The 23809-nt window shown below is 60.7% G+C and carries 22 protein-coding genes; 11 read left to right on the top strand and 11 right to left on the bottom strand.

Annotated features, from left to right (window positions below; all coding sequences use genetic code 11):
• The first annotated feature begins 7 nt into the window (after window positions 1-7).
• From ftsA to ACR0J2_RS07900, 7 genes are all read left to right on the top strand, one after another.
• Window positions 8-1342 (top strand): cell division protein FtsA, encoded by a 1335-nt coding sequence (ftsA, locus tag ACR0J2_RS07930; protein ID WP_170615246.1) that lies wholly within the window; start codon window positions 8-10, stop codon window positions 1340-1342.
• Window positions 1329-1748 carry a hypothetical protein gene (locus ACR0J2_RS07925; protein WP_480812221.1) on the top strand — a complete coding sequence of 140 codons (420 nt, stop codon included), beginning with the start codon at window positions 1329-1331 and terminating at the stop codon, window positions 1746-1748. Before ftsA ends, ACR0J2_RS07925 begins: the two co-directional genes overlap by 14 nt.
• Window positions 1749-2093: 345 nt before the next feature.
• On the top strand, window positions 2094-3710 hold the full coding sequence (gene ftsZ, locus ACR0J2_RS07920) for a cell division protein FtsZ (protein WP_170615248.1): 1617 nt from the start codon (window positions 2094-2096) through the stop codon (window positions 3708-3710).
• A 213-nt stretch (window positions 3711-3923) separates the two neighbouring features.
• The gene (gene lpxC / locus ACR0J2_RS07915; protein WP_170806597.1) at window positions 3924-4844 is read left to right on the top strand and encodes a UDP-3-O-acyl-N-acetylglucosamine deacetylase; all 921 of its coding nucleotides are present in this window, start codon (window positions 3924-3926) and stop codon (window positions 4842-4844) included.
• A gap of 147 nt (window positions 4845-4991) precedes the next feature.
• The gene (locus tag ACR0J2_RS07910) at window positions 4992-5852 is read left to right on the top strand and encodes an outer membrane protein assembly factor BamD (RefSeq protein ID WP_170615252.1); all 861 of its coding nucleotides are present in this window, start codon (window positions 4992-4994) and stop codon (window positions 5850-5852) included.
• Between the two features lie 35 nt (window positions 5853-5887).
• Window positions 5888-7537, top strand: a complete 1650-nt coding sequence (recN, locus tag ACR0J2_RS07905; RefSeq protein WP_480812220.1) for a DNA repair protein RecN — start codon at window positions 5888-5890, stop codon at window positions 7535-7537.
• A 100-nt stretch (window positions 7538-7637) separates the two neighbouring features.
• A complete protein-coding gene (locus tag ACR0J2_RS07900; RefSeq protein ID WP_170615256.1) occupies window positions 7638-9323 on the top strand; it encodes a chloride channel protein in 1686 nt (561 codons plus the stop codon).
• A 49-nt stretch (window positions 9324-9372) separates the two neighbouring features.
• On the opposite strand, the gene ACR0J2_RS07895 is transcribed toward ACR0J2_RS07900, so the two are convergent.
• The gene (locus ACR0J2_RS07895; RefSeq protein WP_480812219.1) at window positions 9373-10290 is read right to left on the bottom strand and encodes a LysR family transcriptional regulator; all 918 of its coding nucleotides are present in this window, start codon (window positions 10288-10290) and stop codon (window positions 9373-9375) included.
• A gap of 137 nt (window positions 10291-10427) precedes the next feature.
• On the opposite strand from ACR0J2_RS07895, the gene ACR0J2_RS07890 reads away from it, so the two are divergent.
• On the top strand, window positions 10428-11021 hold the full coding sequence (locus ACR0J2_RS07890) for a sulfotransferase family protein (protein ID WP_480812218.1): 594 nt from the start codon (window positions 10428-10430) through the stop codon (window positions 11019-11021).
• A 213-nt stretch (window positions 11022-11234) separates the two neighbouring features.
• On the top strand, window positions 11235-12053 hold the full coding sequence (locus ACR0J2_RS07885; RefSeq protein ID WP_480812217.1) for a DUF2189 domain-containing protein: 819 nt from the start codon (window positions 11235-11237) through the stop codon (window positions 12051-12053).
• Between the two features lie 62 nt (window positions 12054-12115).
• Here the strand turns inward: ACR0J2_RS07885 and ACR0J2_RS07880 are convergent, their stop codons facing one another.
• From ACR0J2_RS07880 to ACR0J2_RS07850, 7 genes are all read right to left on the bottom strand, one after another.
• Entirely contained in the window at window positions 12116-12460 is a 345-nt protein-coding gene (locus tag ACR0J2_RS07880) for a DUF427 domain-containing protein (RefSeq protein WP_170806592.1), read from the bottom strand.
• A gap of 63 nt (window positions 12461-12523) precedes the next feature.
• Window positions 12524-14314 carry an aminopeptidase P family protein gene (locus ACR0J2_RS07875; RefSeq protein WP_480812216.1) on the bottom strand — a complete coding sequence of 597 codons (1791 nt, stop codon included), beginning with the start codon at window positions 14312-14314 and terminating at the stop codon, window positions 12524-12526.
• 77 nt (window positions 14315-14391) lie between these two features.
• On the bottom strand, window positions 14392-15558 hold the full coding sequence (locus ACR0J2_RS07870) for an alpha/beta hydrolase (RefSeq protein ID WP_480812215.1): 1167 nt from the start codon (window positions 15556-15558) through the stop codon (window positions 14392-14394).
• A gap of 294 nt (window positions 15559-15852) precedes the next feature.
• Window positions 15853-17730: a cobaltochelatase subunit CobT gene (gene cobT, locus ACR0J2_RS07865; protein WP_480812214.1), complete on the bottom strand. Its 1878-nt coding sequence runs from the start codon at window positions 17728-17730 to the stop codon at window positions 15853-15855.
• A gap of 121 nt (window positions 17731-17851) precedes the next feature.
• On the bottom strand, window positions 17852-18838 hold the full coding sequence (gene cobS, locus ACR0J2_RS07860; RefSeq protein ID WP_170615271.1) for a cobaltochelatase subunit CobS: 987 nt from the start codon (window positions 18836-18838) through the stop codon (window positions 17852-17854).
• A gap of 379 nt (window positions 18839-19217) precedes the next feature.
• Window positions 19218-19811 (bottom strand): dimethylsulfonioproprionate lyase family protein, encoded by a 594-nt coding sequence (locus tag ACR0J2_RS07855; protein WP_480812213.1) that lies wholly within the window; start codon window positions 19809-19811, stop codon window positions 19218-19220.
• Window positions 19812-19892: 81 nt separating this feature from the next.
• A complete protein-coding gene (locus tag ACR0J2_RS07850) occupies window positions 19893-20312 on the bottom strand; it encodes an Lrp/AsnC family transcriptional regulator (protein ID WP_480812212.1) in 420 nt (139 codons plus the stop codon).
• A 137-nt stretch (window positions 20313-20449) separates the two neighbouring features.
• On the opposite strand from ACR0J2_RS07850, the gene ACR0J2_RS07845 reads away from it, so the two are divergent.
• Window positions 20450-21226 (top strand): carbon-nitrogen hydrolase family protein, encoded by a 777-nt coding sequence (locus ACR0J2_RS07845; RefSeq protein WP_480812211.1) that lies wholly within the window; start codon window positions 20450-20452, stop codon window positions 21224-21226.
• A gap of 69 nt (window positions 21227-21295) precedes the next feature.
• On the opposite strand, the gene ACR0J2_RS07840 is transcribed toward ACR0J2_RS07845, so the two are convergent.
• Complete coding sequence (locus tag ACR0J2_RS07840; protein WP_170615281.1) at window positions 21296-21922, bottom strand: J domain-containing protein; 627 nt, start codon at window positions 21920-21922, stop codon at window positions 21296-21298.
• A gap of 107 nt (window positions 21923-22029) precedes the next feature.
• Between ACR0J2_RS07840 and ACR0J2_RS07835 the strand changes: the two genes are divergently transcribed.
• The gene (locus ACR0J2_RS07835; protein ID WP_170678569.1) at window positions 22030-22284 is read left to right on the top strand and encodes a BolA family protein; all 255 of its coding nucleotides are present in this window, start codon (window positions 22030-22032) and stop codon (window positions 22282-22284) included.
• Window positions 22285-22290: 6 nt separating this feature from the next.
• Here ACR0J2_RS07835 and ACR0J2_RS07830 read toward each other — a convergent pair whose 3' ends face one another.
• Window positions 22291-23190 (bottom strand): hypothetical protein, encoded by a 900-nt coding sequence (locus ACR0J2_RS07830; protein ID WP_480812210.1) that lies wholly within the window; start codon window positions 23188-23190, stop codon window positions 22291-22293.
• Between the two features lie 144 nt (window positions 23191-23334).
• On the bottom strand, window positions 23335-23769 hold the full coding sequence (locus tag ACR0J2_RS07825) for a DUF4177 domain-containing protein (RefSeq protein WP_170806585.1): 435 nt from the start codon (window positions 23767-23769) through the stop codon (window positions 23335-23337).
• Window positions 23770-23809: the final 40 nt, after the last annotated feature.

The raw sequence follows: 23809 nt of genomic DNA, 5'->3' as shown, positions 1-23809 counted from the left end.
GACAATGATGACCGATCTTTATCAGTCCCAGCGGGCCATGCGGCAGATGCGCAGGCAAGCCATGCAAAGGGGCGTCATCGCCATTCTGGACGTGGGCAGTTCCAAGATCGCCTGTCTGGTGCTGCGATTTGACGGCACTGGCCGGCTGAGCGATGACAACAGCATCGGCTCATTGGCCGGGCAGACCGGGTTCCGTGTCATCGGCGCCGCGACGACCCGCTCGCGCGGAGTGCAGTTCGGCGAAGTCACTGCCATGCAGGAAACCGAACGCGCCATCCGCACTGCCTTGCAGGCGGCACAGAAGATGGCGGACATTCGCGTTGATCACGTCATCGCCAGTTTCTCGGGCGCGAACCCGCGCTCCTACGGTCTGGACGCTCAGGTCGATCTGGAAGGTCAGCTCGTGACCGAAGCCGAGGTCGGACGTGTGCTGAACGCCTGCGACGTGCCCGATTACGGGGCCGGGCGCGAGGTTCTGCATGCCCAGCCGGTGAACTTCGCGCTGGACAACCGGTCCGGCCTGATAGACCCGCGGGGACAAATGGGGCAGAGCCTTGCGGTCGATATGCACATGCTGACCGTTGATGCGGTGGCGATCCAGAACATCGTGCGGTGCATCAAACGTTGCGACCTGGAATTGGCGGGGATAGCGAATTCAGCCTATGTCTCGGGCATCTCGGCGCTGGTCGAGGACGAGCAGGAACTGGGCGCGGCCTGTATCGACATGGGCGGCGGCACGACCAGCGTGTCGATCTTCATGAAGAAACACATGATCTATGCCGATTGCGTGCGCATGGGTGGTGATCACGTGACCTCGGACATTTCCATGGGCCTCGGCGTTCCAGCGGCAGTGGCCGAGCGGATCAAGACGTTCAATGGCGGCGTGCATGCCACAGGAGCCGATGATCGCGATCTGATCGATATCGGTGGCGATACTGGCGACTGGGAACATGACCGTCGCACCGTCAGCCGTGCCGAACTGATCGGAATCATGCGCCCAAGGGTCGAGGAAATTCTCGAAGAAGTCCGTGTGCGGCTGGATGCAGCCGGGTTCGAACACATGCCCAGCCAGCAGATCGTCCTGACCGGCGGCGGCAGCCAGATCATGGGGCTGGACGGCCTCGCCACCCGTATCCTGGGTCAGCGCGTCCGCCTTGGTCGCCCCTTGCGCGTTCACGGCCTGCCGCAATCGGCCACAGGGCCGAGCTTTTCGTCTGCTGTGGGCCTCAGCCTGTTCGCCGCCCATCCGCAGGACGAATGGTGGGATTTCGAGATCCCGGTCGACACCTACGCGGCGCGCCCCTTCAAACGCGCCGTGCGCTGGTTCCGTGACAACTGGTAGAAGGCTGCTTCGGTGGCTGATCGCCCCGTTGCTGTTGCCCGCCGGCGGGGTCGCTCAGACCGCCATCTCTCCCGACGCGTTTCTGGATGCGGTCATCGGCAAGACGGTCACGTTCTACGAGATCCGCAGCGGTCAGCTGGTCGGAACAGAGCAGTTTTTAAGTCGCAACACCTCGGTCTGGCGCGAGAATGGCCTGGGCTGCGTCTATGGTCAGATCACCACGCCAAACGGGCAGATCTGCTTCCTCTATGACAACGACACGGACGGGGTGCCAGTCTGTTGGTGGCCGTTTCTGCACCACGACCGGCTGCTGGTGCGCTTGGCCACCTTCATCGGCGGTGAAATTCAGGAGGTCCGCCGAATAAGCGAGGATAGCCTCAACTGTCCAAGTGTCCCAGTCAGTTGAAAAATCGGCTTGCGGTGCCCGAGAATATCCCTCAAGATATCCACAAGGCCCGACAGAGGCCCGGCGGCAGGACCCGAGCAGGTACCCGCAAAACAAGAATGGACCCGATTGTGACGCATCTTCTGGCTGGCGGCACGAATTGCGTATGCGTTGTGGTGCCATGCGTCCGCTCCGCAACATCTGGCAGATCGCGCGAAATACCGCCTCTGGTTGCCTTATTTCCTCCATATTTTGTGGATTCCTGCGATTTTTGACGTGACGTTTGTGGATATGACCGGTAGAATTAAAGGCGGATAGGTAAGAAAAACACCGCTTTGGCGGGTTATAAGAACAGGCGGACAGAGCATGACATTGAATCTTTCGATGCCCGGGCACGACGAACTGAAGCCTCGGATCACAGTATTTGGCGTGGGCGGTGCAGGCGGCAATGCCGTCAATAACATGATTGAAAAACAGCTGGACGGCGTCGATTTCGTGGTCGCCAACACAGACGCGCAGGCGCTGCAGCAAAGCCAGTCCTCGGCACGGGTACAGCTGGGTGTGAAAGTCACCGAAGGCCTGGGCGCTGGGGCGCGTCCGACTGTTGGCGCAGCTGCCGCCGAAGAAAGCATCGAACAGATCGTCGATCATCTGGCTGGCGCGCATATGTGTTTCATCACCGCTGGCATGGGCGGTGGTACCGGGACAGGCGCGGCTCCGATCATCGCGCAGGCCGCGCGGGAGCTGGGTGTGCTGACCGTAGGCGTCGTAACCAAACCCTTCCAGTTCGAAGGTGCCAAGCGGATGCGTCAGGCTGAAGACGGTGTTGAGGCGCTGCAGAAGGTTGTCGATACGCTGATCATCATCCCGAACCAGAACCTGTTCCGTCTGGCCAATGAAAAGACGACCTTTACCGAGGCGTTCTCGATGGCTGACGACGTTCTGTATCAGGGCGTCAAAGGCGTGACCGACCTGATGGTCCGTCCGGGCCTGATCAACCTCGACTTTGCCGATGTTCGCGCCGTCATGGACGAGATGGGCAAAGCGATGATGGGGACCGGCGAGGCAACCGGCGAAGATCGCGCGGTACAGGCGGCCGAGAAGGCGATTGCCAACCCGCTGCTGGACGAAATCAGCCTCAAGGGTGCCAAGGGCGTGCTGATCAACATCACTGGTTCGCACGACCTGACCCTGTTCGAACTGGACGAAGCCGCCAACCGCATCCGCGAGGAAGTGGACCCCGAAGCCAACATCATCGTCGGTTCGACCCTCGACACCGCGATGGAAGGTGGCATGCGCGTGTCCGTCGTGGCCACCGGGATCGATGCAACCGACAAACAGGCCGAAATTCCGGTTGCGCGTCGTTCGATGTCGGCACCGCTGACCCGCACCGTTTCCGCGGAAGAGCAGGCGCAGGAAGAAGCGCAGACCGTTGCCGCAGAACAGCAGGCACCTGCTGAGGTAAACCCCGAACCTTCGCTGTTCGAAGCGGCTGACGAGCCGGTGCAGTCCCAGCCTCAGTTCCAGCCGCAGGCGGAACAGGATGATGATGACCTGCCGCCGCCCGCCTATCAGCCGCGCGTGGCCGAATTTGAACCGCAGCCCGAGGTTGCGGAACCTGCGCCGGAAAGCTTTGTCGCACCGCGCGCCGCTGCTGCCGGCACTCCGTCCCCCGAGGCCCTGCAGAGACTGCAGGCAGCTGTTCAGAACGTGCCATCGGCAAAACAGCGCATGGCGGCAAGCCGCGCGGACGTCGAAGAAGCAGCCCCCGCACAGCGGGCGGAAGCTCATGACCGGCCCCGTTTCGGCTTCAACAGGCTGATCGACCGCATGACCGGTCATGCAGCCGATACACCCGCTCAACCGGCCCGCCAACAGCCGGTCATGCGCCAGGCTGACGCCACAGCACCTGCCCATGAAGAGGCAGATCCGGATCAGGAACGTATCGAAATTCCGGCCTTCCTGCGCCGTCAGGCCAACTGATCGCGGTAACAAAATGATGACAAAGGGTCGCCGTTTGGCGGCCCTTTTTCGTTTAAAATAAAGTGCTTATTGTAATGTAAGCAGGGTTTTGCCGATCTGTAACATCCATGTTTCAATCGGTTGCAAAGAGTGAGTTGAGCCTTATCGCCGGCTTCCTTAACTGAGTGTCTAACACAGCCCGAGCAGGCTGGACATCACTCACTGAGGTCAGTTTTGCAACACACGCTCAAATCATCGGTCACGTTTACAGGCACCGGGCTGCACAGCGGCAAGCCTGCGACGATGGTCCTGAAGCCGGCAGCCGCCGGTCACGGCATCTGGTTCAAGCGGACGGATATCGAATTGGGCAATGCGCTGATCCCGGCCATCTACGACATGGTGGACCGGACCCCGCTCTGCACCCGTCTGGTGAATGAGGCCGGCGTTTCCGTTTCAACCGTTGAACACATCATGGCGGCCCTTGCCGGTTGCGGCGTGCACAACGCGCTGGTCGAGATTGATGGTCCCGAAGTTCCGATCATGGACGGCTCGTCCATCGAATTCGTGCGTGGCATCATGGCCAAGGGCGTGCGCCGTCAGGCCAGCCCTGTTCTGGCTTACGAAGTGCTCAAACCGGTCACCGTCTCTCGCGAGGGCGCAAGCGCCTCGATCGCTCCGGCAAATGGGCTGATCATCGACTTCCACATCGATTTCGAAGATGACGCGATTGGCAACCAGACCAAGACGCTGGATATGCGCAACGGCTCGTTCGCACGCGAACTCAGCGATTGCCGCACGTTCTGCCGCCGCACCGATGTCGAAGCCATGCGCGAAAACGGCCTGGCGCTGGGTGGTACGCTGGACAACGCAGTTGTTGTTCAGGGCACCGACGTTCTGACACCAGGCGGGTTCCGCCGCGCGGATGAGGCCGTACGCCACAAGATGCTTGATGCCCTGGGCGACCTGTATCTGGCGGGCGGTCCGATTCTGGGCCACTTCACTGGCGACAAGTCCGGTCATTCGATGACCAACACGCTGCTGCGCAAGCTGTTCGAGACGCCCGGCGCCGTGCGCCCCGTGCTGTGCACCCCCGAACAGGCGGCCAGACTGCCCGGTCAGGGCCTGATCTGGGCGGAAATCCCCGAAGTCGCCTGATCTGGGCGGTCCGCGAGATGCGCGGATCAACACTGGCGACATTTCCGACAGAGAGCGTTAAAGACGTTTTGCACCGGAATTTTCTGTGCTAGACCATGGCACAATCCGGGTCAGAACCCGTTAAGCAAGACGACAAGGATGAGCGGAATGGTGGGCAGCAAAGCGGCAGTCAGGTTCGCAGGGGCGATTCTTCTGGCAGCAACTTTAGCAGCGTGCGGCAATGGCGGACTTTTCGGAAGAAGGGGCGCGGACCGCGACCAGAACCTGGAAGGCTTCACGCCCGAACAGATTTACACGCGCGGTGAATACGAACTGTCGCAGAACCGTTCTGACGATGCGGCGTGGTATTTCTCGGAAGTCGAGCGGCTCTATCCCTATTCTGACTGGGCCAAACGGTCGCTGATCATGCAGGCCTTCGCGTTCCATACCGACGAGAACTATGAAGAAAGCCGGGCGGCAGCTCAGCGGTATATCGATTTCTATCCCACGGACGAAGATGCCGCCTATGCCCAGTATCTGCTGGCGTTAAGCTACTATGACCAGATCGACGAAGTGGGCCGCGATCAGGGCCTGACCTTTCAGGCGCTGCAGGCGCTGCGCACGGTGATCGAGGTCTATCCGGACAGTGAATACGCCACCTCTGCGGTGCTGAAATTCGATCTCGCCTTCGACCATCTGGCCGGAAAAGAGATGGAGATCGGACGCTATTACCTGCGTCAGGATCATTTTGCAGCCGCCATCAACCGCTTCCGCGTTGTGGTCGAGGATTTTCAGACCACCTCGCATACCGCCGAAGCGCTGTATCGTCTGGTCGAGGCGTACCTGTCGTTGGGCCTGGTGGATGAGGCGCAGTCGGCCGGTGCGATCCTGGGCTACAACTACCAGTCCTCGGAATGGTACGACAGTGCTTATACCCTGCTGACTTCGCGCGGCCTCAAACTCAAGAGCCGTGGCAACAACTGGCTCAGCCAGGTTTACCGTCAATCGATCAAAGGGCAGTGGTTGTAATCGCCATGACCATAGGGTTGGGACAGTAGGACCCGATGCTACGCGCCCTTGATATTCGCGACATGCTGATCATCGACCGGCTGGAACTGACCTTCCAGCCGGGTCTCAATGCGCTGACCGGTGAAACCGGTGCGGGCAAGTCGATCCTGCTGGATTCGCTGGGCTTTGTTCTGGGCTGGCGCGGTCGCGCCGAACTGGTGCGGCAGGGGGCTACGCAGGGTGAAGTGCTGGCCGAGTTTGAACTGCCCGCCGATCATCCCGCCCATGCCGTTCTGGCCGAGGCCGGGCTGCCCGGCGGCGAAGAACTGATCCTGCGCCGCGTCAACACGGCCGAGGGCCGCAAAACCGCCTGGGTCAATGACCGCCGCTGCTCGGGCGAGGTGCTGCGTGCGCTGTCCGAGACATTGATCGAACTGCACGGCCAGCACGATGACCGCGGCCTGCTGAACCCGCGCGGGCATCGTGTTCTGCTGGACGACTATGCCGGGGCAGGGAACCAGCTTAGCGCCGTCCGAGCGGCCTGGTCACAGATGTCCCGCGCCCGCAAGGCGCTGACCGAGACCGAAGGCACGCTGGCAGCAATGCGCGCTGAAGAAGAGTTTCTGCGCCACGCCGTGTCGGAACTGGATCAGCTTGATCCTCAGCCGGGTGAAGATGCCGAACTCGACGCCCGCCGCCGCATGATGCAGGGGGCCGAACGGATCCGCGACGACGTGGCCCGTGCCTTTGCCCTGTTGGGGGGCGAGGGCGCCGAAGGCGCTTTGGCCGACGCGGTGCGCTGGCTTGAAGGTGTGTCGGACCATGCCGGCGGCCAGCTTGAAGAGCCCATCGCCGCCCTCGGCCGCGCCATGATTGAACTGGGCGAAGCGCAGGATGGCGTCAACGCCTGCCTTCAGGCGCTGGATTTCGATCCGACAGAACTGGAACAGACCGAAGAACGCCTGTTCGCCATCCGCGCGCTGGCCCGCAAACACGACGTCGCGCCGGACGATCTGGGTGCTTTCGCCGACACCCTGCGTGAGCGCCTGAACCGGCTGGACGCCGGAGATGCCGATCTCGCCGACAGGCGTGCCGCTGTCGAGGCCGCGCAGGTCGCCTACGATACCGCCGCAGCCCAACTCAGCAGCACGCGTCAGAATGCGGCGGGCCAACTCGACGCGGCCGTGATGGCTGAACTAGCACCGCTGAAAATGGAACGCGCGGTGTTTCGGACTGAAATCACATCAGCCGATCCCGGCCCTGAAGGCACCGATGGGGTGGCCTTCACCGTCGCCACCAATCCCGGCGCGCCCTCGGGACCGCTGAACAAGATCGCATCCGGCGGTGAACTCAGCCGCTTCCTGCTCGCGCTCAAGGTTTGCCTCAGCGGTGATGACAGCGCCCGCACGATGATCTTCGACGAAATCGACCGGGGTGTCGGCGGTGCCACTGCCGATGCCGTTGGCCGCCGTCTGGCCGCGCTGGCGCAGGGGGGGCAGGTGCTGGTCGTGACGCATTCGCCGCAGGTGGCCGCGCGGGCCGCGCATCACTGGCGTGTGCAGAAACAGGTTGCGGACGGGCAAACCCTGTCCACCGTCATCCCGCTGGCCGACCCGGATCGGGTGGATGAGATTGCCCGCATGGTCGCAGGCGACACTATAACGGACGAAGCCCGCGCCGCCGCACGCGCTTTGCTGCAGGCCTGAGACATATCTGCCGCTTTCCGGTTCTCAATCCGACGCTATCCCACTTTTATAAGGACGCCCCGTGGCTTACTAATGAGGGAACGATGACCTCCGAGGGCAAATGACCCAGTCGACCCGCACCGTTCTGCGCAATCAGCTCAATCAGGCACTGGCCGCGATCAAGGATGCATGGCGGGTGATGCTCCGCCGGGGACCCAGCCAGATTCAGTTCTGGTTCATCGCCCTGGCCATCGGTATCGCGGCGGGTTTCATGGCGCTGGGATTCCGCAAGGCCATCGCCGCACTTCAGGCGTATATCTACAACACCGAAGATATCCTTCTGCTGCACAGCCATGTGGAAAAGCTGCCCTGGGTCCTGATCCTGATCACGCCGATCATCGGTGGCCTTGTTGTCGGTATCATCCTGCACATTTTCACCGATGACGGGCGTGTCCGGTCCGTGGCGGACGTAATGGAAGGTTCTGCTGTCACTGATGGGAGGGTCGAGATCAAGGCCGGTATCGCGTCTTTCCTCGCCTCGCTCATCACGCTCAGCTCGGGCGGCTCGACGGGCCGTGAAGGGCCGGTGGTTCACATGGCGGGCGTCATTTCAACATGGGTCAGCAACCGCATCCACGCGGACGGTATCACCGGTCGCGACCTGCTGGGCTGTGCCGTGGCCGCCGCCGTCTCGGCCAGCTTCAACGCGCCCATTGCGGGTGCGCTTTTCGCGCTCGAAGTGGTTCTGCGCCATTTCGCGGTCCATGCCTTCGCCCCTATCGTTATTGCCTCGGTCGCGGGGACGGTTATCAACCGTCTGGCCTATGGTGACGTCACCGAGTTTGTCCTGGAGACCCCCGGATCGCTGCAATTCTATGTGGAGTTGCCCGCGTTCCTGATCCTCGGGCTGATCTGTGGGTTCGTCTCTCTGCTGCTGATGCGCTCGATCTTCTTTGCCGAGGATATCGGCAACCACATCCAGACCCGCCTGTCTCTGCCGCGCTGGCTGCGGCCGGCGGTATCGGGGGCGATGCTGGGGCTGATGGCGATCTGGTTCCCGCATATCATCGGTGTCGGGTACGAGACCACGATCCGCGCCCTGACCGGCGACCTGCTACTGACCACCGCAATCCTGTTTGCCGTTCTTAAGACCGTTGCGGTCGCCATTACCATGGGCGGCCGCATGGGTGGCGGTGTGTTCTCACCGTCGCTGATGATCGGCGCGCTGACTGGGCTGGCCTTTGGCCTGATCGCCACCGGCCTGCTGCCGGACGTATCGGGGACCCACACGCTCTATGCTTTTGCCGGAATGGGTGCCGTGGCCGCCGCAGTTCTGGGGGCACCCATCTCGACCACGCTGATCGTGTTCGAACTGACCGGAGACTGGCAGATCGGCCTTGCGGTGATGGTCTCGGTTTCGATGTCCACCGCGCTGGCTTCGCGCCTGGTGGACCGGTCCTTCTTCCTGACTCAACTGGAGCGCCGCAACGTGCATCTGGCCGCCGGGCCGCAGGCCTACCTGCTGGCCATGTTGCGCGCTGGCGCCGTGATGCGACCGCTCGGAGATCCGCGCTCGATCACCAGGGATGAGGCGCAGGAGTTGATTGAACAGGGCTTCTGCATTCAGGCCAGCGCCACGCTCGAGGCTGCGATGCCCTATTTCGACCGCGGTGACATCCCCTGCATTCCGGTGGTTCTGATCGAAGACAACGGTGTCGAAACCCCGGTCGGGGCGCTCTATCACATAGATGCGCTCAAGGCGTATAACCGCGCGCTGGCGGCGACAGCGGCCGAGGAGCATTCGTAGCGAGGCCGAAGCCGGCGCGTTGCACTGCGTCTTCTGAAACGGGAGCCGCTTAGCCGGTTGGCGCTTTCCTGGCTTCTTCCTTGATCACGGACCGGACCCAGCGCGCCAGTTTCGACCGGTCGGTTGCAGCGGTCCAGTACATATGCTCTGCCATGCCCGTGTCAAAATCGAAAGGCCGCAGAGCAAGCCTGTCCCTGAACCGGTTGGCCATCCGTGACGGCAACGCAGCCAGCAGGTCGGTGCCCACGATGATTTCGCCAAAGGATATCGCATCACTGCTGACGATCGAACGCCGCAGGCTGATGCCCTGTTCGGCGGCATAACGAACCGGCGCCTGCTGCCAGCCGGGGCGCGGTTCGAAATGGACGAAATTCATCTCCTTGATGTCGTCCAGCCCCAGGACCTCTTTCTTTGCCAGCGGGTGTGACGGATCCATCATGCAGACATGCTGCTCGCGGTTCAGGTATTCTTCGCCGTAAATCCCGCTGTCCGACACTTTCTGCGGCCCGAGGTAGATATCGGCGCTGCCACTCAGCAACAAGTCGCTGGCAAGGCCGTAGTTATAGTTCAGGATCAGCCGGATCGCCGGTGCTTCGCGCCGGAACCGTCGAACGACTTGCGGCAAAACAAGCAACGTTTCGTAACTGGTGATATTGATCCGGATCTCTCCCTCGGACTGCTTCGGATCGAATGCCTCATCGTCGCGAAACTGCTCGGCTTCTTCCAACATGTGCTCCACCCGGTCCATGAGTCGGTGACAATGGTGTGTAGGTGCTATCCCCCCGCCTTGTTTGACGAACAGGGGATCCTGCGCTGCCTTTCTGACACGTTCGATCGTGTAACTGACCGAAGACGGGTTCATGCCCAGCTCGGCCGCGGCCTTTGCGAATGAGCGGTGCGTGTACACCAGCTTCAGCGTACGAAGCGCCGCGAAATCGAGCGAGAGTATTTCTGGCGCTGTGGACATCGGAACCCTGTCTGAGTGTGATTGAAAACTTCAATGCAATGAAACGGATTGATCTGATTGTTCAATCTGACACATCCGGACATCCTTAGGCAAGCAGACCCGTCACGGGATGCATTGCAACAGACCGGAGGATGAACATGACTTTGAAAGTGATCGGAGCCGGATTTGGACGGACAGGAACGGAAAGCCTCAAGCGGGCGCTTGAAGCCCTTGGGCTCGGACCGACACACCACATGTACGAGGTCATGGACAGTGAAACGCAGCGGGAACGTTGGATCGCTTTCGCAAATGGGGCAACACCGGACTGGCCTTCGCTGTTTGAAGGATACAACAGCGCCGTGGACTGGCCATCAGCCGCCTACTGGCGCGAAACGATGGCCTTCTACCCGGATGCCAAAGTGGTGCTGACCCACCGGCCCGCCGAAGACTGGTGGAACAGTTTCACCAATACGATTCAGACAGCGCTGCTAACGGGCACGGATGTCGGCGGTCTGGGAACCAGCGTGATAACCGAAGGGGTTTTCGGAGGAAACATCCAGGACAAGGCGCATGTTCTGTCTGTTTACGAGGACACGATCGCCAGGGTCCGAAACGAAGTGCCTGCGGAACGGCTTATCGACCTGCCGCTTGGCTCCGGCTGGGGGCCTTTGTGCAGGGGGCTGGGCTTGCCAGCACCCGACATCGACTATCCCAACGGCAACACAAAGGCAGGATTCCGGGCGGTCGCATAGCCCTCCCGAATAACCCAGGCCTTGGGAACCGGCGACCCTTGACGCGAAATTGCTGATTTTCCGCATTCCCTGCGAACACTTGGCCAAAATACTCGCTTCTTGCCCTTGTGCCGCACCTGATGCAAACTTAACCGCAAAGGAGGGATGTCTGTTTCTCCGTTGGGTCTGTTTGAAAGCGGACCAGAACGGTGCAGCTGCTTTGGGAGGAGTGTCATGACATCCAAGACTGCGGGTTCCACGCCACCGGACAATCTGACGCCGCCGCCGCAGGCCATGCCCAGGATCAACAAGGTCACTGCGGATGATATCACGGCGTCCCTGAAGGCCGGCTTTTCCGATTTTCTGGCCCGCCCCTTCATGAGTGGCTTTTTTGGCCTGTTCTATGCGGTGTTCGGCATCCTGTTTGTCTGGAGCCTGGTCTGGCTTGGCAAGATCTGGATGATTATTCCAGCGGTCGTCGGCTTCCCCCTGGTAGCGCCATTTGCTGCCGCCGGGCTGTATGAGATGTCCCGCCGGATGCAGAACGACGAGAGTTTCGGCTGGTCTGAAATCCTCACCGTCATGGCCAACCAGCGCAAGCGCGAAATGGGCTGGATGGCCTTTGTCACCCTGTTCATTTTCTGGGTGTGGATTTATCAGGTCCGGCTTTGGCTGGCGATCATCCTACAGAATGCATCTTTCTCGGATTTCGACGGGTTTCTGAACACCGTGTTCTTCACACCGCAGGGCTGGACTTTCCTGGCCGTTGGCACATGCGTCGGCGCATTTCTGTCGGCTGCCTTGTTCTCGGTGACCGTCATCGCCATGCCCATGCTGCTTGACCGGGAAACCAATTTCGTCTCTGCCATGATCACGTCCATTCGCGTCGTCACGGAAAACCCCGTGGTCATGCTTGGCTGGGCGGCGATTATCTCGGTCACTATGCTGTTGTCGCTTGTCCCGGCGTTTCTGGGCCTGATCTTCACCCTGCCGATCCTTGGCCACACAACATGGCATCTCTATCAGCGGGCCGTGCAACCCGCCGAGGGGTGATCCGGCCTGCCATCACTTGGTGCAACTGCCGGCTTCGACTGACTTCTCAACACCGGATGATTCTACAACTGTTCGACTTTCACCGAGTCCAGCGGATAGAACGCCAGATAGCCCTTGATTTCGGCCACCGCCGGGATCGGGTCTTCATAGCTCCACGCGGCGTTTTGGGTTGTCGAGGATTTGTTGACGATCGAGAAATGCGTGGCGTCGCCTTTGTGCGGGCAGTGGGTGACTTTATCCGTCTGGTCCAGAAAGGCCATCGCGACATCGGAGCGTGGGAAATAGATCACCGGATCCAGATTCCCCTCAAGCAACTCCAGCGCACCCGTGGTTTCGCCCAGAATCGCGCCACCTGACCGGACGCTCCATTTTCCGGGCGCCTTGCGGATTGTTATGTGGTCGGTCATGTCTGCTCCTTCTTTTGTCGCGTCAGGGCCTTTCCTCTGCCCAGTCTATGTAACAGCCGGATGTCACACCGGCGCGGTTGCGGCATCCAACCACAGTTGCGCGTCATGGCCCAGCCTTGGCCTGATTTTTTCCGCAACTTCGCGGTGATACCCGTTCAGCCATGCCCGTTCCTGCGGGGACAGCATGTCGGCGACGATCAACCGCCGGTCAATGGGCACAAAGGTCAGCGTGCGCCAGTTCAGCATCGCCCGTTCGGTATCACCACCGGGCAGCGAGGGGGCTTTGTCCACAACCACCAGATTCTCGATCCGGATACCAAAGGCACCTTCCCGGTAGTACCCCGGCTCATTTGACAGGATCATACCGGGTTCCAGCGCAACATGGCTGACCTTCGACAGACGCTGCGGGCCTTCGTGCACGCTCAGATAGGCACCGACGCCGTGGCCCACGCCGTGGTTAAAATCCTGCCCCGCGGACCACAGCGGCGCGCGCGCCACACATTCGATGTCGCGCCCGGACAGCCCGACGGGCCAGCGTAGCATGGACATGGCAATCATGCCTTTCAACACGCGCGTGAAGCAGGCGCTTTCCTCGTCACCGGCGGTGCCGATCGCAACGGTTCGGGTGATGTCCGTGGTGCCGTCCAGATATTGCCCTCCGCTGTCCAGAACCAGAATATGGCCATCCTTCAACAGGCTGTCTGTCTCGGTCGTCACCCGGTAATGCATGACCGCGCCGTTTGGCCCGGTGCCCGCAATGGTGTCGAACGAGATATCCCGCAGTGCCGTGTCCTGCCGTCGGTTTTCCTCCAGCCGGGTGACGACCTGCGTTTCGGTCAGGCTGCCTGGGGGCTGCGCGTCCAACCAGCACAGCGTTTCGATCACCGCAACCGCATCGCGCAGATGGGCCTCGGCGCTGCCCGCGATTTCCGCAACGTTCTTGCACGCTTTGGGCAGGGCGCAGGGGTCGCCCCCCTCGGCCATCCTGTCGCCCAGAGCGTCCGCAACAATCTGCGGCAGTGTCGCCGGATCGACCTGCACCGAACCAGCCAGCCCGCTTATGGCCTGCAAAAACACATCCGGTTCGTGCTGGCGCACCCGCGGCCCCAAATGATCGGCAACATCGGACAGCTTTTTGGCGGCCATGAAAAGGTCCACTCCGCCATCGGCATGCAGAATCGCAAACCCGTGCGCCACCGGGTTGTACCCGATATCCGATCCCCGGATGTTCAGCAGCCACATGATCGAGTCCGGCAGCGTGATCACCGCAGCCGCATGTCCCGCCTTTTGCAGCGCTTCGGCCAGGCGGCTGATCTTGCTTTCGGCGGATTCACCCGCGAATTCAATCGGGTGCGCGCTAACCGGGTTCATCGGTGGCGCAGGCTGGTCCGCCCAGATCCGGTCCACCAGGTTCGGACAGGGGACCAGTTCGATACCGCTGCCTTGAAGATCCTTCTGCGTGCTCGTGATCTGACCCACAGCATGCAGCCAGGGGTCAAACCCGACCTTGCCGCCCTGTGGCAGCTGTTCTTTCAGCCAGGCGGCCAACCCGATATCGGGCCAGGGAACCGGAGTATACACATCCGCAACCTGCGCCTTGACCTGCGTGCGATAGCGCCCGTCGATGAATACACCCGCCACGTCTGTCAGCGCGGCACAGAACCCGGCCGATCCGGTGAACCCGGTCAACCAGGCCAGACGCTCATCGCGCGGCGCAACGTACTCCCCTTGATGCGCATCCGCGCGGGGAATCAGAAATCCGTCCAGCCCTTCCTGAGCCATCTCGCCGCGCAAGGCCGCCAGCCTGGGCGGTCCCTGTTCCGGGCGGGCGGTCACTTCGAATGTCTGGAACATGGGGGCCTCTTGCTTATGTCTTGGTGCGGCGAAAAGTGGGGCGCGCGGCGGCAAATGTCCAGCACATCGCGACGACACTATTCGGTTGCGCCCAGAAAGCCTTTCAGCGTCTCGATATAAGAGTCGTAAACGTCGTTTCCGGGCAGAGGAATGTGATTGGCGGTTTCCAGAATGACAAGCGAAGCGTCGGGAATACCGGCTGCCAGTTTTCGCGCCTCGGACAAGGGGTGGACGGCGCTGTTGCGCCCATGCAGGACCAACGTCGGGCATTGCACTTGCGGCAAAAGATGCAGAACCGACGCGGTGTTTCCGCTGTCGCGCTGATACAGTTTCTGCTCGACGGAATAGAGCGTCTGCATCTCGTTCACAATTTCGCGCACGGTTTCCAAAGGTCCCTCGGGAAAGTAGCTCAGTAGCGAGCCAACCGCATAACCGCTCCCGGGGTCTTTCCAGCCTTCGATGATCAGGTTGCGGATCGAATCCGGCCCCGCCACACCTTCACGATGATCGCGCCCTTCTGCCCAGCCGCCAACAATTGCCAGCCTGCTGACGCGCTCGGGATATTTCGTGGCGAACTGCAGGGCAGAGAAGATGCCGCCGAACTCCGAAACAATGGCAAAGCGATCAAAGCCTGCGGCCTGCGTCACCGCCAGAATGTCTTCGGCAACCCCTTCGTAATTGGCCCGGCAGGGGTCGCCCCAATGGGACTGGTGGCTTTTGTTGTAACGCAACATCGTGAACTTTGCGTCCATCGCACTAATGTAGGTGCGCTCGGAGGCCAGTCGCCATTCTGCCTCAAGATCATAGACGATAGATCCAACCCTCAGAACCGGAGGGCCCTCTCCCGACACGGCAAAGGCAATTGCCTGACCATCGTGACCTCGGGTGTATTTCAGCTGCTGGGTCCTATGTTCGCTGTGTTGTGCAGGTTCTGAGTCGCGGCTGACTTCAGCCGCCATCTGCAGGCCTCGCCGCACGATCGTCCGGATGATCCGCTGCGTCTTGCCATCATCACCCACCGCCTTGCGCGCAGCAGCGATGCGGGCGCTTATGGTCGATTCCGAGACAAACCGACCATGCCAGACCCGCTCGATGATCTCTTCGCGTGCAACCAGCTTGCCAGGGCTTTCAACCAATAACTCCAGCAGATCAAAGACCTGAGGTTCAACCGGAATCGCTTCGCCCCCGCGCAACAGCACGTGGCGGTCAACGTCCAGAATACAATCTGCAAACTCATAGCGCATGGGCTGAATACACTCCGTTTCGATTGGGGCCACAAGGTTCAATGGCATTCCCAAAGGTTTCTCGGGGGTTTCTCAGGATTGTCTTCAAGCGAGAGGGCAGCGCCGTTGCCAAATTAGAGGCAACAAACAGGAGCTTCAGATGATGCCACCCTTCGATATCGCGTTATTGCACCACAAGGCCGTTCGCCACAGGCACAATAATACCCAGCCCCGAATTGCTCCGACTACCGGATCGTCAATCTGGGGCTGGTTGCTTAGGATGCTATGCCGCCCGGCAGGGCGACGTCAACGGATCTAGCTGGCCCGCTTCATTCCCATGACCCGCGCCCGCGCCCGCGGGTCGCTGTCGAACAGAGCCGCCAGCTGCTCGGTCATCGCACCTGCCAACTGCTCGACATCGGTGATCGTCACCGCGCGGTCGTAATAGCGGGTCACGTCGTGACCGATACCGATCGCCAGCAGTTCGACCATCTTGCGCTTTTCGACCATCGCGATCACGTCGCGCAGGTGTTTTTCCAGATAATTCGCAGGGTTAACGCTCAGCGTTGAATCATCAACCGGCGCACCATCCGAGATCACCATCAAAATCTTGCGCTGCTCTCGCCGCGCTAGCATCCGGCGATGTGCCCATTCCAGGGCTTCGCCGTCGATGTTTTCCTTCAATAGGCCTTCTTTCATCATCAGACCCAAATTAGGTCGTGCACGACGCCAAGGGGCGTCCGCACCTTTGTAGATGATGTGGCGCAGGTCGTTCAGACGGCCGGGTTGCTGTGGACGTCCATCGTTCAGCCAGGCCTCACGCGCCTGACCGCCTTTCCATGCCCGTGTGGTAAAGCCCAGAATTTCGACCTTGACGTTGCAGCGCTCCAGCGTCCGCGCCAGAACATCGGCACAGATCGCCGCGATTGAGATCGGACGCCCGCGCATCGAGCCCGAATTGTCCAAAAGCAGCGTCACCACGGTGTCGCGGAACTCGGTGTCTTTTTCGACCTTGAAGCTTAGCGGCGTCGTGGGGTTCGCCACCACCCGCGCCAGACGGCCTGCGTCCAGAATGCCTTCCTCGCGGTCAAACTCCCAGGACCGGTTCTGCTGCGCTTGCAACCGGCGCTGCAGCTTGTTGGCCAAGCGCGAAACCGCCCCTTTCAAAGGCTCCAGCTGCTGATCCAGATAGGCCCGCAGCCGCTCCAACTCGGCGGGTTCCGCCAGATCCTCGGCGGCGATCTCCTCGTCATGGGTGCTCAGGTAAACCTTGTAGTCGGGATCCGCTTCAGACGCGGGCGGCGGGGCAGGCGGCTCCAGCGGGGCCTCGCCTTCGGGCATCTCGGCCTCTTCGCCCATCTCATCCTCGGCCATCTCGTCCATCGAGACCTGCGCCTGAGACTGATCCTGCTGTTCTTCCTGAGTTTGCTCAGGTGTCGCGTCGGCGTCCTGCTCGTCCTGATCGTCCTGCCCGGTGCTGTCGGGGTCGGGCTGTTCCTCGGCGTCGTCTTCGGCCTGATCTTCCTGCTCGTCGTCCAGCTCGTCCGGGTCCTCGCCCAGCTGGTCGCCATAGCCCAGATCCTTGATCATCTGACGAGCAAACCTTGCGAATTCCGCCTGGTCCGACAGAACCTCTTCAAGGTTCTCCAGCACGCCACCCGCCTGTTCTTCGATGAACCCGCGCCACAGGTTCATGATGTTCTCGGCCGCCGGCGGCAGATCCCGCCCGGTCGCCAGATGCCGGATCAGATAGCCCGCGGCCACCGCAAGCGGCGCATCTGCAGGCTGTTTGCACTGGTCATATCCGCGCCGGATCGCCTCGTGGCTGATCTTGACATCGATATTGCTGGCAGTCCCGGGCATGTCCCGTGCGCCCATCGCTTCACAACGGGCAACTTCCATCGCCTCATAAAGATCCCGCGCCATATCGCCCGGAGGCGCATAACGCGCATGGGTCGCATCGTCATGATACCGCCGCTGCAGCGCCAAAGCATCCGCCGTGCCGCGCGCCAGCAACACCTCTTCCCGTGTCATGCGACGAGAGACCTGCGGCAATCGCATCGATTCACCGGACAGGCCCGACGGGTCGACCGTATAGCTCACCGAAAGCTCGGGATCGTCGGCCATCACCTTGGTGGCCTCGGCCAAGGCCTTCTTGAAAGGATCGGCGGGGTTGTCGTTCTTCTGTGCCATGTCCTTAAGCCCTCATCAAAGTGACCAGCCCGGCCTGGAAAACATTAACGGATCCGCCTTCATCTGGCCAAAAATATCCCCGCCGGAGGCATTGCGCCCGAAACGGGCGCAATTCAGGTGCTTACCCCAGGCTCGCACTCGCCGCGCTCTCGGGCAGTTCCTCGTCGAAACAGCGCTGATAGAACTCGGCCACGGTCTGGCGCTCCAACTCATCGCACTTGTTCAGGAACGACAGGCGGAAAGCGTAACCCACATTGCGGAAAATCTCAGCGTTCTGGGCCCAGTTGATCACGGTCCGCGGGCTCATCACCGTGGACAGATCGCCATTCATGAAGGCCGTCCGGGTCAGGTCGGCAACGGTCACCATCTGGCTGACGGTCTTGCGGCCCTCGGCGGTGTTGTAGTGCGGTGCCTTTGACAGCACAATCATGGTCTCGGCATCATGGCTCAGATAGTTCAGGGTCGAAACCAGCGACCAGCGATCCATCTGCGCCTGGTTGATCTGCTGCGTGCCGTGATAGAGGCCGGTGGTATCGCCCAGACCCACGGTGTTGGCCGTCGCGAACAGGCGGAAGTTCGGGTTCGGCGTGATGATCTCGTTCTGGTCCAGCAGGGTCAGCTTGCCGTCATGTTCCAGCACACGCTGGATCACGAACATCACGTCCGCACGGCCCGCATCATATTCGTCGAAGACAATGGCGACGGGGTTGCGCAGCGCCCAGGGCAGGATGCCCTCGTGGAATTCGGTCACCTGTTTGCCGTCGCGCAGCTTGATCGCGTCCTTGCCGATCAGGTCGATCCGGCTGATATGGCTGTCCAGGTTCACACGTACGGCAGGCCAGTTCAGACGCGCGGCGACCTGTTCGATATGGGTCGATTTCCCGGTGCCGTGATAACCTTGGATCATCACGCGGCGATTGTGCGAAAAACCCGCCAGGATTGCTAGCGTGGTTTCGGGGTCGAACTTGTAGGTCGGGTCGATCACCGGAACGCGGTCGCTGCGCTCGGCGAACCCCTTGACCGCCATATTGCTGTCAATTCCAAATACGTCACGGACCGAGATGTCTTCGGTTGGTTTTGCGTTGATATCGATCGATCCGTCAGCCATGCGCCTTGTCCTTATCCTTTGCCCCGCTCTCCGGGTTTGAACCCGTGTGTGGTGCAACATATTGCGGACAAGGGCAAGGGAAAGCCGCCCGTTCCTTTAGCTGGCCGGATGTTTCTTTGAAACTGACCATAAAAGCATTGAACCCAGCTCGGCGGCGGGCATCAAACGGTCCATGGTGCCTGCTACACGTGCGGGCGCGGGTCGAACTGGTCCCGTACAACCAGTTGGAAAATGACCCAATCCGGTCGACCTGGTCCGACAAGCCAAGATCCGAAAGACGCAGGCACTGCGCTGTGAGAACGGTCCGGAAGGCGCCATGGTGAAGCGGGAGGTTGACCGCGCAGAATGAAGTGCAGATCAGCGCAGCGGTCGTCGGCAATCATTCGGCAGAGGTCAGAACAGGCGGTGTGTCAAACCCGTTTCGCCATGCGACAAGGCACAGGACCGGGGCGTCCAATGTCTCCATCGCGTGTGGCTGGTTGCTTTGATGCAGTACCGTGTCGCCTTCGCGCAGGGGTTCGTCGGAGCATCCCTGCCGCTTGAAAACAGCCGACCCGGATACGACCATATACGCCTCTTCCCCCGGATGATGGTGCCATGGATAGTACAGCCCGGCTGGCATATGGACGACCCACAGCCACAACTGCCGCGAGGTGAACGGCCCGCCTTTGCCGATGATGGAATAGCATCCGAAATTTTGCAGGAACCGGTCCCCGATATTGGTGCCCTTGTAGGTTTCACGCCAGACAGCCGCCGGACCGGCGGCAATGATGGCATCCTGCAGATCGCCATAGTGTTGGGATGACAAACCGGTTTCGTTGCGCAGAACGTCACCGCAGGGGCGGTGTAATGGCGTGATCGGCTGCCGTTCGATGTCATCCGGAAACGCCGCAAAGGCCGTCAATTCACGATTGCCGCGATAGGCGTCGCGCGAAAGGCGCAGAAGATTGTCGTACAGGTGATCGTTGCCCATGCGGTGATCAGACGATCGAATCGGACCTTTAGGCTTGTCCACCTGCGACATCGGACAGATATTTCGCTGCGGGCACTTGCTTCATTTGAAATGATTAAGGCGGATGCAGCTGTTGGTTTCGGCCACCATCGGCATGCGGCGGATATCCATCAGGACCGTATCCAGACGCTGATGCGAGGAGGTGCGCAATTCCAGAACCAGATCGAACACACCGTTCACGGAACCAAGCGACTGAACTTCCGGAATTCTCCTGAGTTGGTCGATGATCCGTCTGCTGTCCCCCGGTGCCAGCTTCAAAAGCACAAGTGCATCGACCAGCGCATTTTCAACCAAGCCCCCAAGTTTCACCGTAAACCGCGCGATCGTGCCGTTCGCCTTCAGCTTGTCGATCCTGTTCTGAATTGTGGCTCGCGACACACCCAATTCGCGTGCCAGTTCGGCGGCCGAACAGCGGGCATCCCCGCTCAGAAGGCGCAGCAGTTCCCGATCGATATTGTCCATGCCTTGCATTCGCTTTCGTCAAAATAGCTGTCATATCGCTAAAGATCTATCGAAACGATACCATTCCCTGACTGTTACGCCAATACCGGTGCAGTCATGCTGATCCGCAGTATCAACCATGTCCAAGGACCGCAGCCGTGAAAGTCACCGTTTGCCAATTCGATCCGCGCCCATCACAACTGGACCAGTACCTGTCGGGTCTGGCCGATCATGTCCAAGCTGCCGGAGCAGATTTTTTGCTGCTGCCCGAGATGTGTTTTTTCGACTGGCTAGCGCATGACGCAACGCCGGATGCCGGGCGCTGGGCTGCCTCCGTTGCGGCGCATGACGACAGGATTTCGCAGCTTTCGAAACTGGGCGTTCGCGGCGCGATGGGAACCCGCCCGATTGTCAACGCCGCCGGCAGCCGCCGCAATCAGGCCTATGTCTGGACCGCTGAAACCGACAACGCAGCGCCGGTGCATGAGAAATACTATTTGCCGGATGAACCGGGTTATCATGAGCACAGCTGGTATGATCGCGGACCCAAAAGCTTTGATCTGGCCCGTGTTCTGGGGATGCGCGTCGGCGTTCAGATCTGTACCGAGATGTGGTTCTTTGAATGGGCCCGCCACTATGCGGCCTCGCGTGCCGACCTGTTATGCGTCCCGCGTGCGACGCCGCACGGCTCTGTCGAAAAATGGCTGGCCGGCGGTCAGGCCTCGGCCGTGTGTTCCGGTGCTTATTGCCTGTCGTCCAACCTGTGGGCCCCTGTCGGAGAAGCCCCCGACGCAGGCGGTCTGGCTTGGGTGATCGACCCCGAAGGAAACGTGCTGGCCACCACCGACCCTGACAATCCCTTTGCCACGGTCGAGATTGATCTGGACTTTGCCGCGCAAAGCAAATCGACCTATCCGCGCTACGTTCCGGAATGATTGTTTGACGCGCCAGATCCGTTCTGGTCCTGTCGTCATTGTTTGCGGCAGGGCCAACCGGATGCCGGTCTATTTGAAGTTCCGGCTGTCCTTGATCTGATCCCAGGCCCAGACAACCTCCTGCAGCTGCTCCTCCTGACTGCGGTCGCCGCCGTTCATATCCGGGTGCAGCACCTTGATCAGTTTCTTGTACGCCTTGCGCACCTCGGCCTTTGACCAGCTGTCATTGGCTTCCAGAATCTCGATCGCACGGCGCTCGGTCGGGGGCAGGCGACGCCCGCCGCCGCCTGATGTACGGCCCTTGTTCTGTGTACCGTTGGCGCCCAGCACCTGGTGCGGATCCTCGATGCCCAGCCGGGCCCAGGCGCGCGCCTCGGGGTCGCCCATGGGTTTGGTCTCACGCTCCCACACCTTGTCCTTGGACCGCTGCGCGTTCAGTTCGGCCTCGGTGGTGCCGTCGAAGAAATTCCACTTCTGATTATACTCGCGCACATGCTGCTGGCAGAACCAGAAGAAGTCATCCAGAACGTCCGGCGCTTTTGGCGCCCGAAACTTGCCCGCCTCTTCACAACCCTCGTGATCGCAGATTCGCATCGAGGTCTCAGACGCACCCGACATGCCCCGACGCCCGCGCGGGTTCTTTTTCTTGGCGCTGGAAACGGACATATCGAATCCGAATGGGTCTGATTTCGTCATGCTCTGATCCTTACGAACACATCTTTTCGACTCGGAGGCAGCAGTTTAGTCTAAGCAGCCGAAAGTAGAAGAGGGGGGCGGCAAAAATTTTGCCGATGAGCATAAAAATGAGCGTGACCGAAGAAATCCGATCCCGCCTGCAGGCCGCGTTTGACCCGCGCGAGCTTGAAGTGGTTGATGACAGCGAAAGCCACCGGGGCCATGCCGGATACCAGGACGGGGGCGAGAGCCACTTCAACGTTCGCATCCGCGCCGCCGCGTTTGAAGGCCAGTCCCGCGTTGCCCGCCACCGCGCCGTGCACAAGGCGCTGGGTGATGTGGTTCCGCGCATTCATGCGCTGGCATTGGATATCGGTGTCTGACTGCGCTTAGAACCGCAGCCGGAAGGCGAGACCGACCAGAGGGGCCGTGTCATAGTTCTGACGGCTGATTTCGTTACCGTTCTCGTCCTCCAGCGTCAGTCGGCCGTCGAACTCGGCCCCTGCAAAGACGGTTACTGACACGCCGGGATTCGGGTCATAGCTGAGGGACGCAACCACCGGGATGCTCTGATCTTCACCAATCCCGCTTGGAGCCAGCCCGTTGTCGTCTAGCCGGAAGCGGATTTTCTCGGAACGTGCCGAAAGCGAGAGGCTGAAATCTTCATTCACCGCATAGCTCAATGTCAGCCCCGGCCCTCGCGTAGCTCCGATTCCGGATCCGGTGTTCAAGTTCCAGCGATCATTGATGTCCCAATCCACCAACAACGCGGGAAAGACATCCACACCGCTATCTTCCAGTTGCGAGAAGGCCCCAAATGCCGGGCCGATGGTCAAGCTTTCGCTCATCTGCCATGCGACGCCCGCAAAAACACCATATGTGCGCCCATCCGAAGATGCGGCACCTCTTTGGTAGTCCCATCTGATCTGAGGCGATACGAACACGCTGGCCCTTTGCCCGGCCTGAAACCGAAGCGGGGTTGAAACTCGGATGTCGCGGATATCGTTCCATGGCTGGTTGTCCGCTGCGCTGAAATCGTAATCCAGTTGCCCATAACTTACCGAAACACCAAGCGAAGTACCGCTGTCAAAATTATACAAACCCGTAGCCCGCAGGAACGACCGCGTCGCGCTGAAGTCGCCGCCCTGATCCAGATCGGCGCTGCCCTGATAGGCGGCCAGCCCGTCGATCTGGCTGACCCAGCCTAACCGTTGTTGTGCGACGGCGGGCAACGCGAACTGGCATGCGATGGCGGCAAAAAGACAAAGATAAGCTTTGCGGGGTTTCATCGCGGCACGTGGTCCTTCTGGGTGTCAAAAAAATATCTCTTAACGATACGACCGGAACCCTGAATCGGATGACCGTCTCAGTCCTGTCGGTCAAATCCGTGCCATCAAAAACACACCATTCGAACCGTCTGGTCTTGATGCTTGTTACTTGGAATCTTCGTCGGCTTTTTCGCCGGGTTGCAAGGTCAGGGGCGGCTCATCTACCTCGGCTGAAATAGGTCCCGGGGCCTGAACCGCATCCGGCTCGGGCGCCTTCACCGTATCCGGTCCCGGGATCGGGTGGGCCAGCGGAACGCCTTCGGGCGTTTCTGTCGGGCTCGGGACGGGAACCGGGGCGACCTCAGCCTCGAACGCGCGGCGGAACACCAGCACATTGCGCCAGTGGGTCGTCGATCCGGTCAGGCCCGAGCGTTCCTCGCTGGGCAGCAACTCGGCGCGCTGGTATTCCCAGCCGTCCTGACCCATCTCGTTCAGCAATTGTTCGACCGAATTGGCAAACCGCCCCTCGGGCGTTTTCACGCCCTTGGCCTTGGTGCCTTTTTGCGGGGCGGGGACAACCTTGTATTCGTAGCGCTGCATCAACCGTTCCTGAAATGCCTGTAGCGGACAGGTTATCACG

The sequence above is a fragment of the Ruegeria sp. CG4 genome, from assembly GCF_056537185.1.
This window is presented reverse-complemented; position numbering and strand designations above follow the sequence as displayed.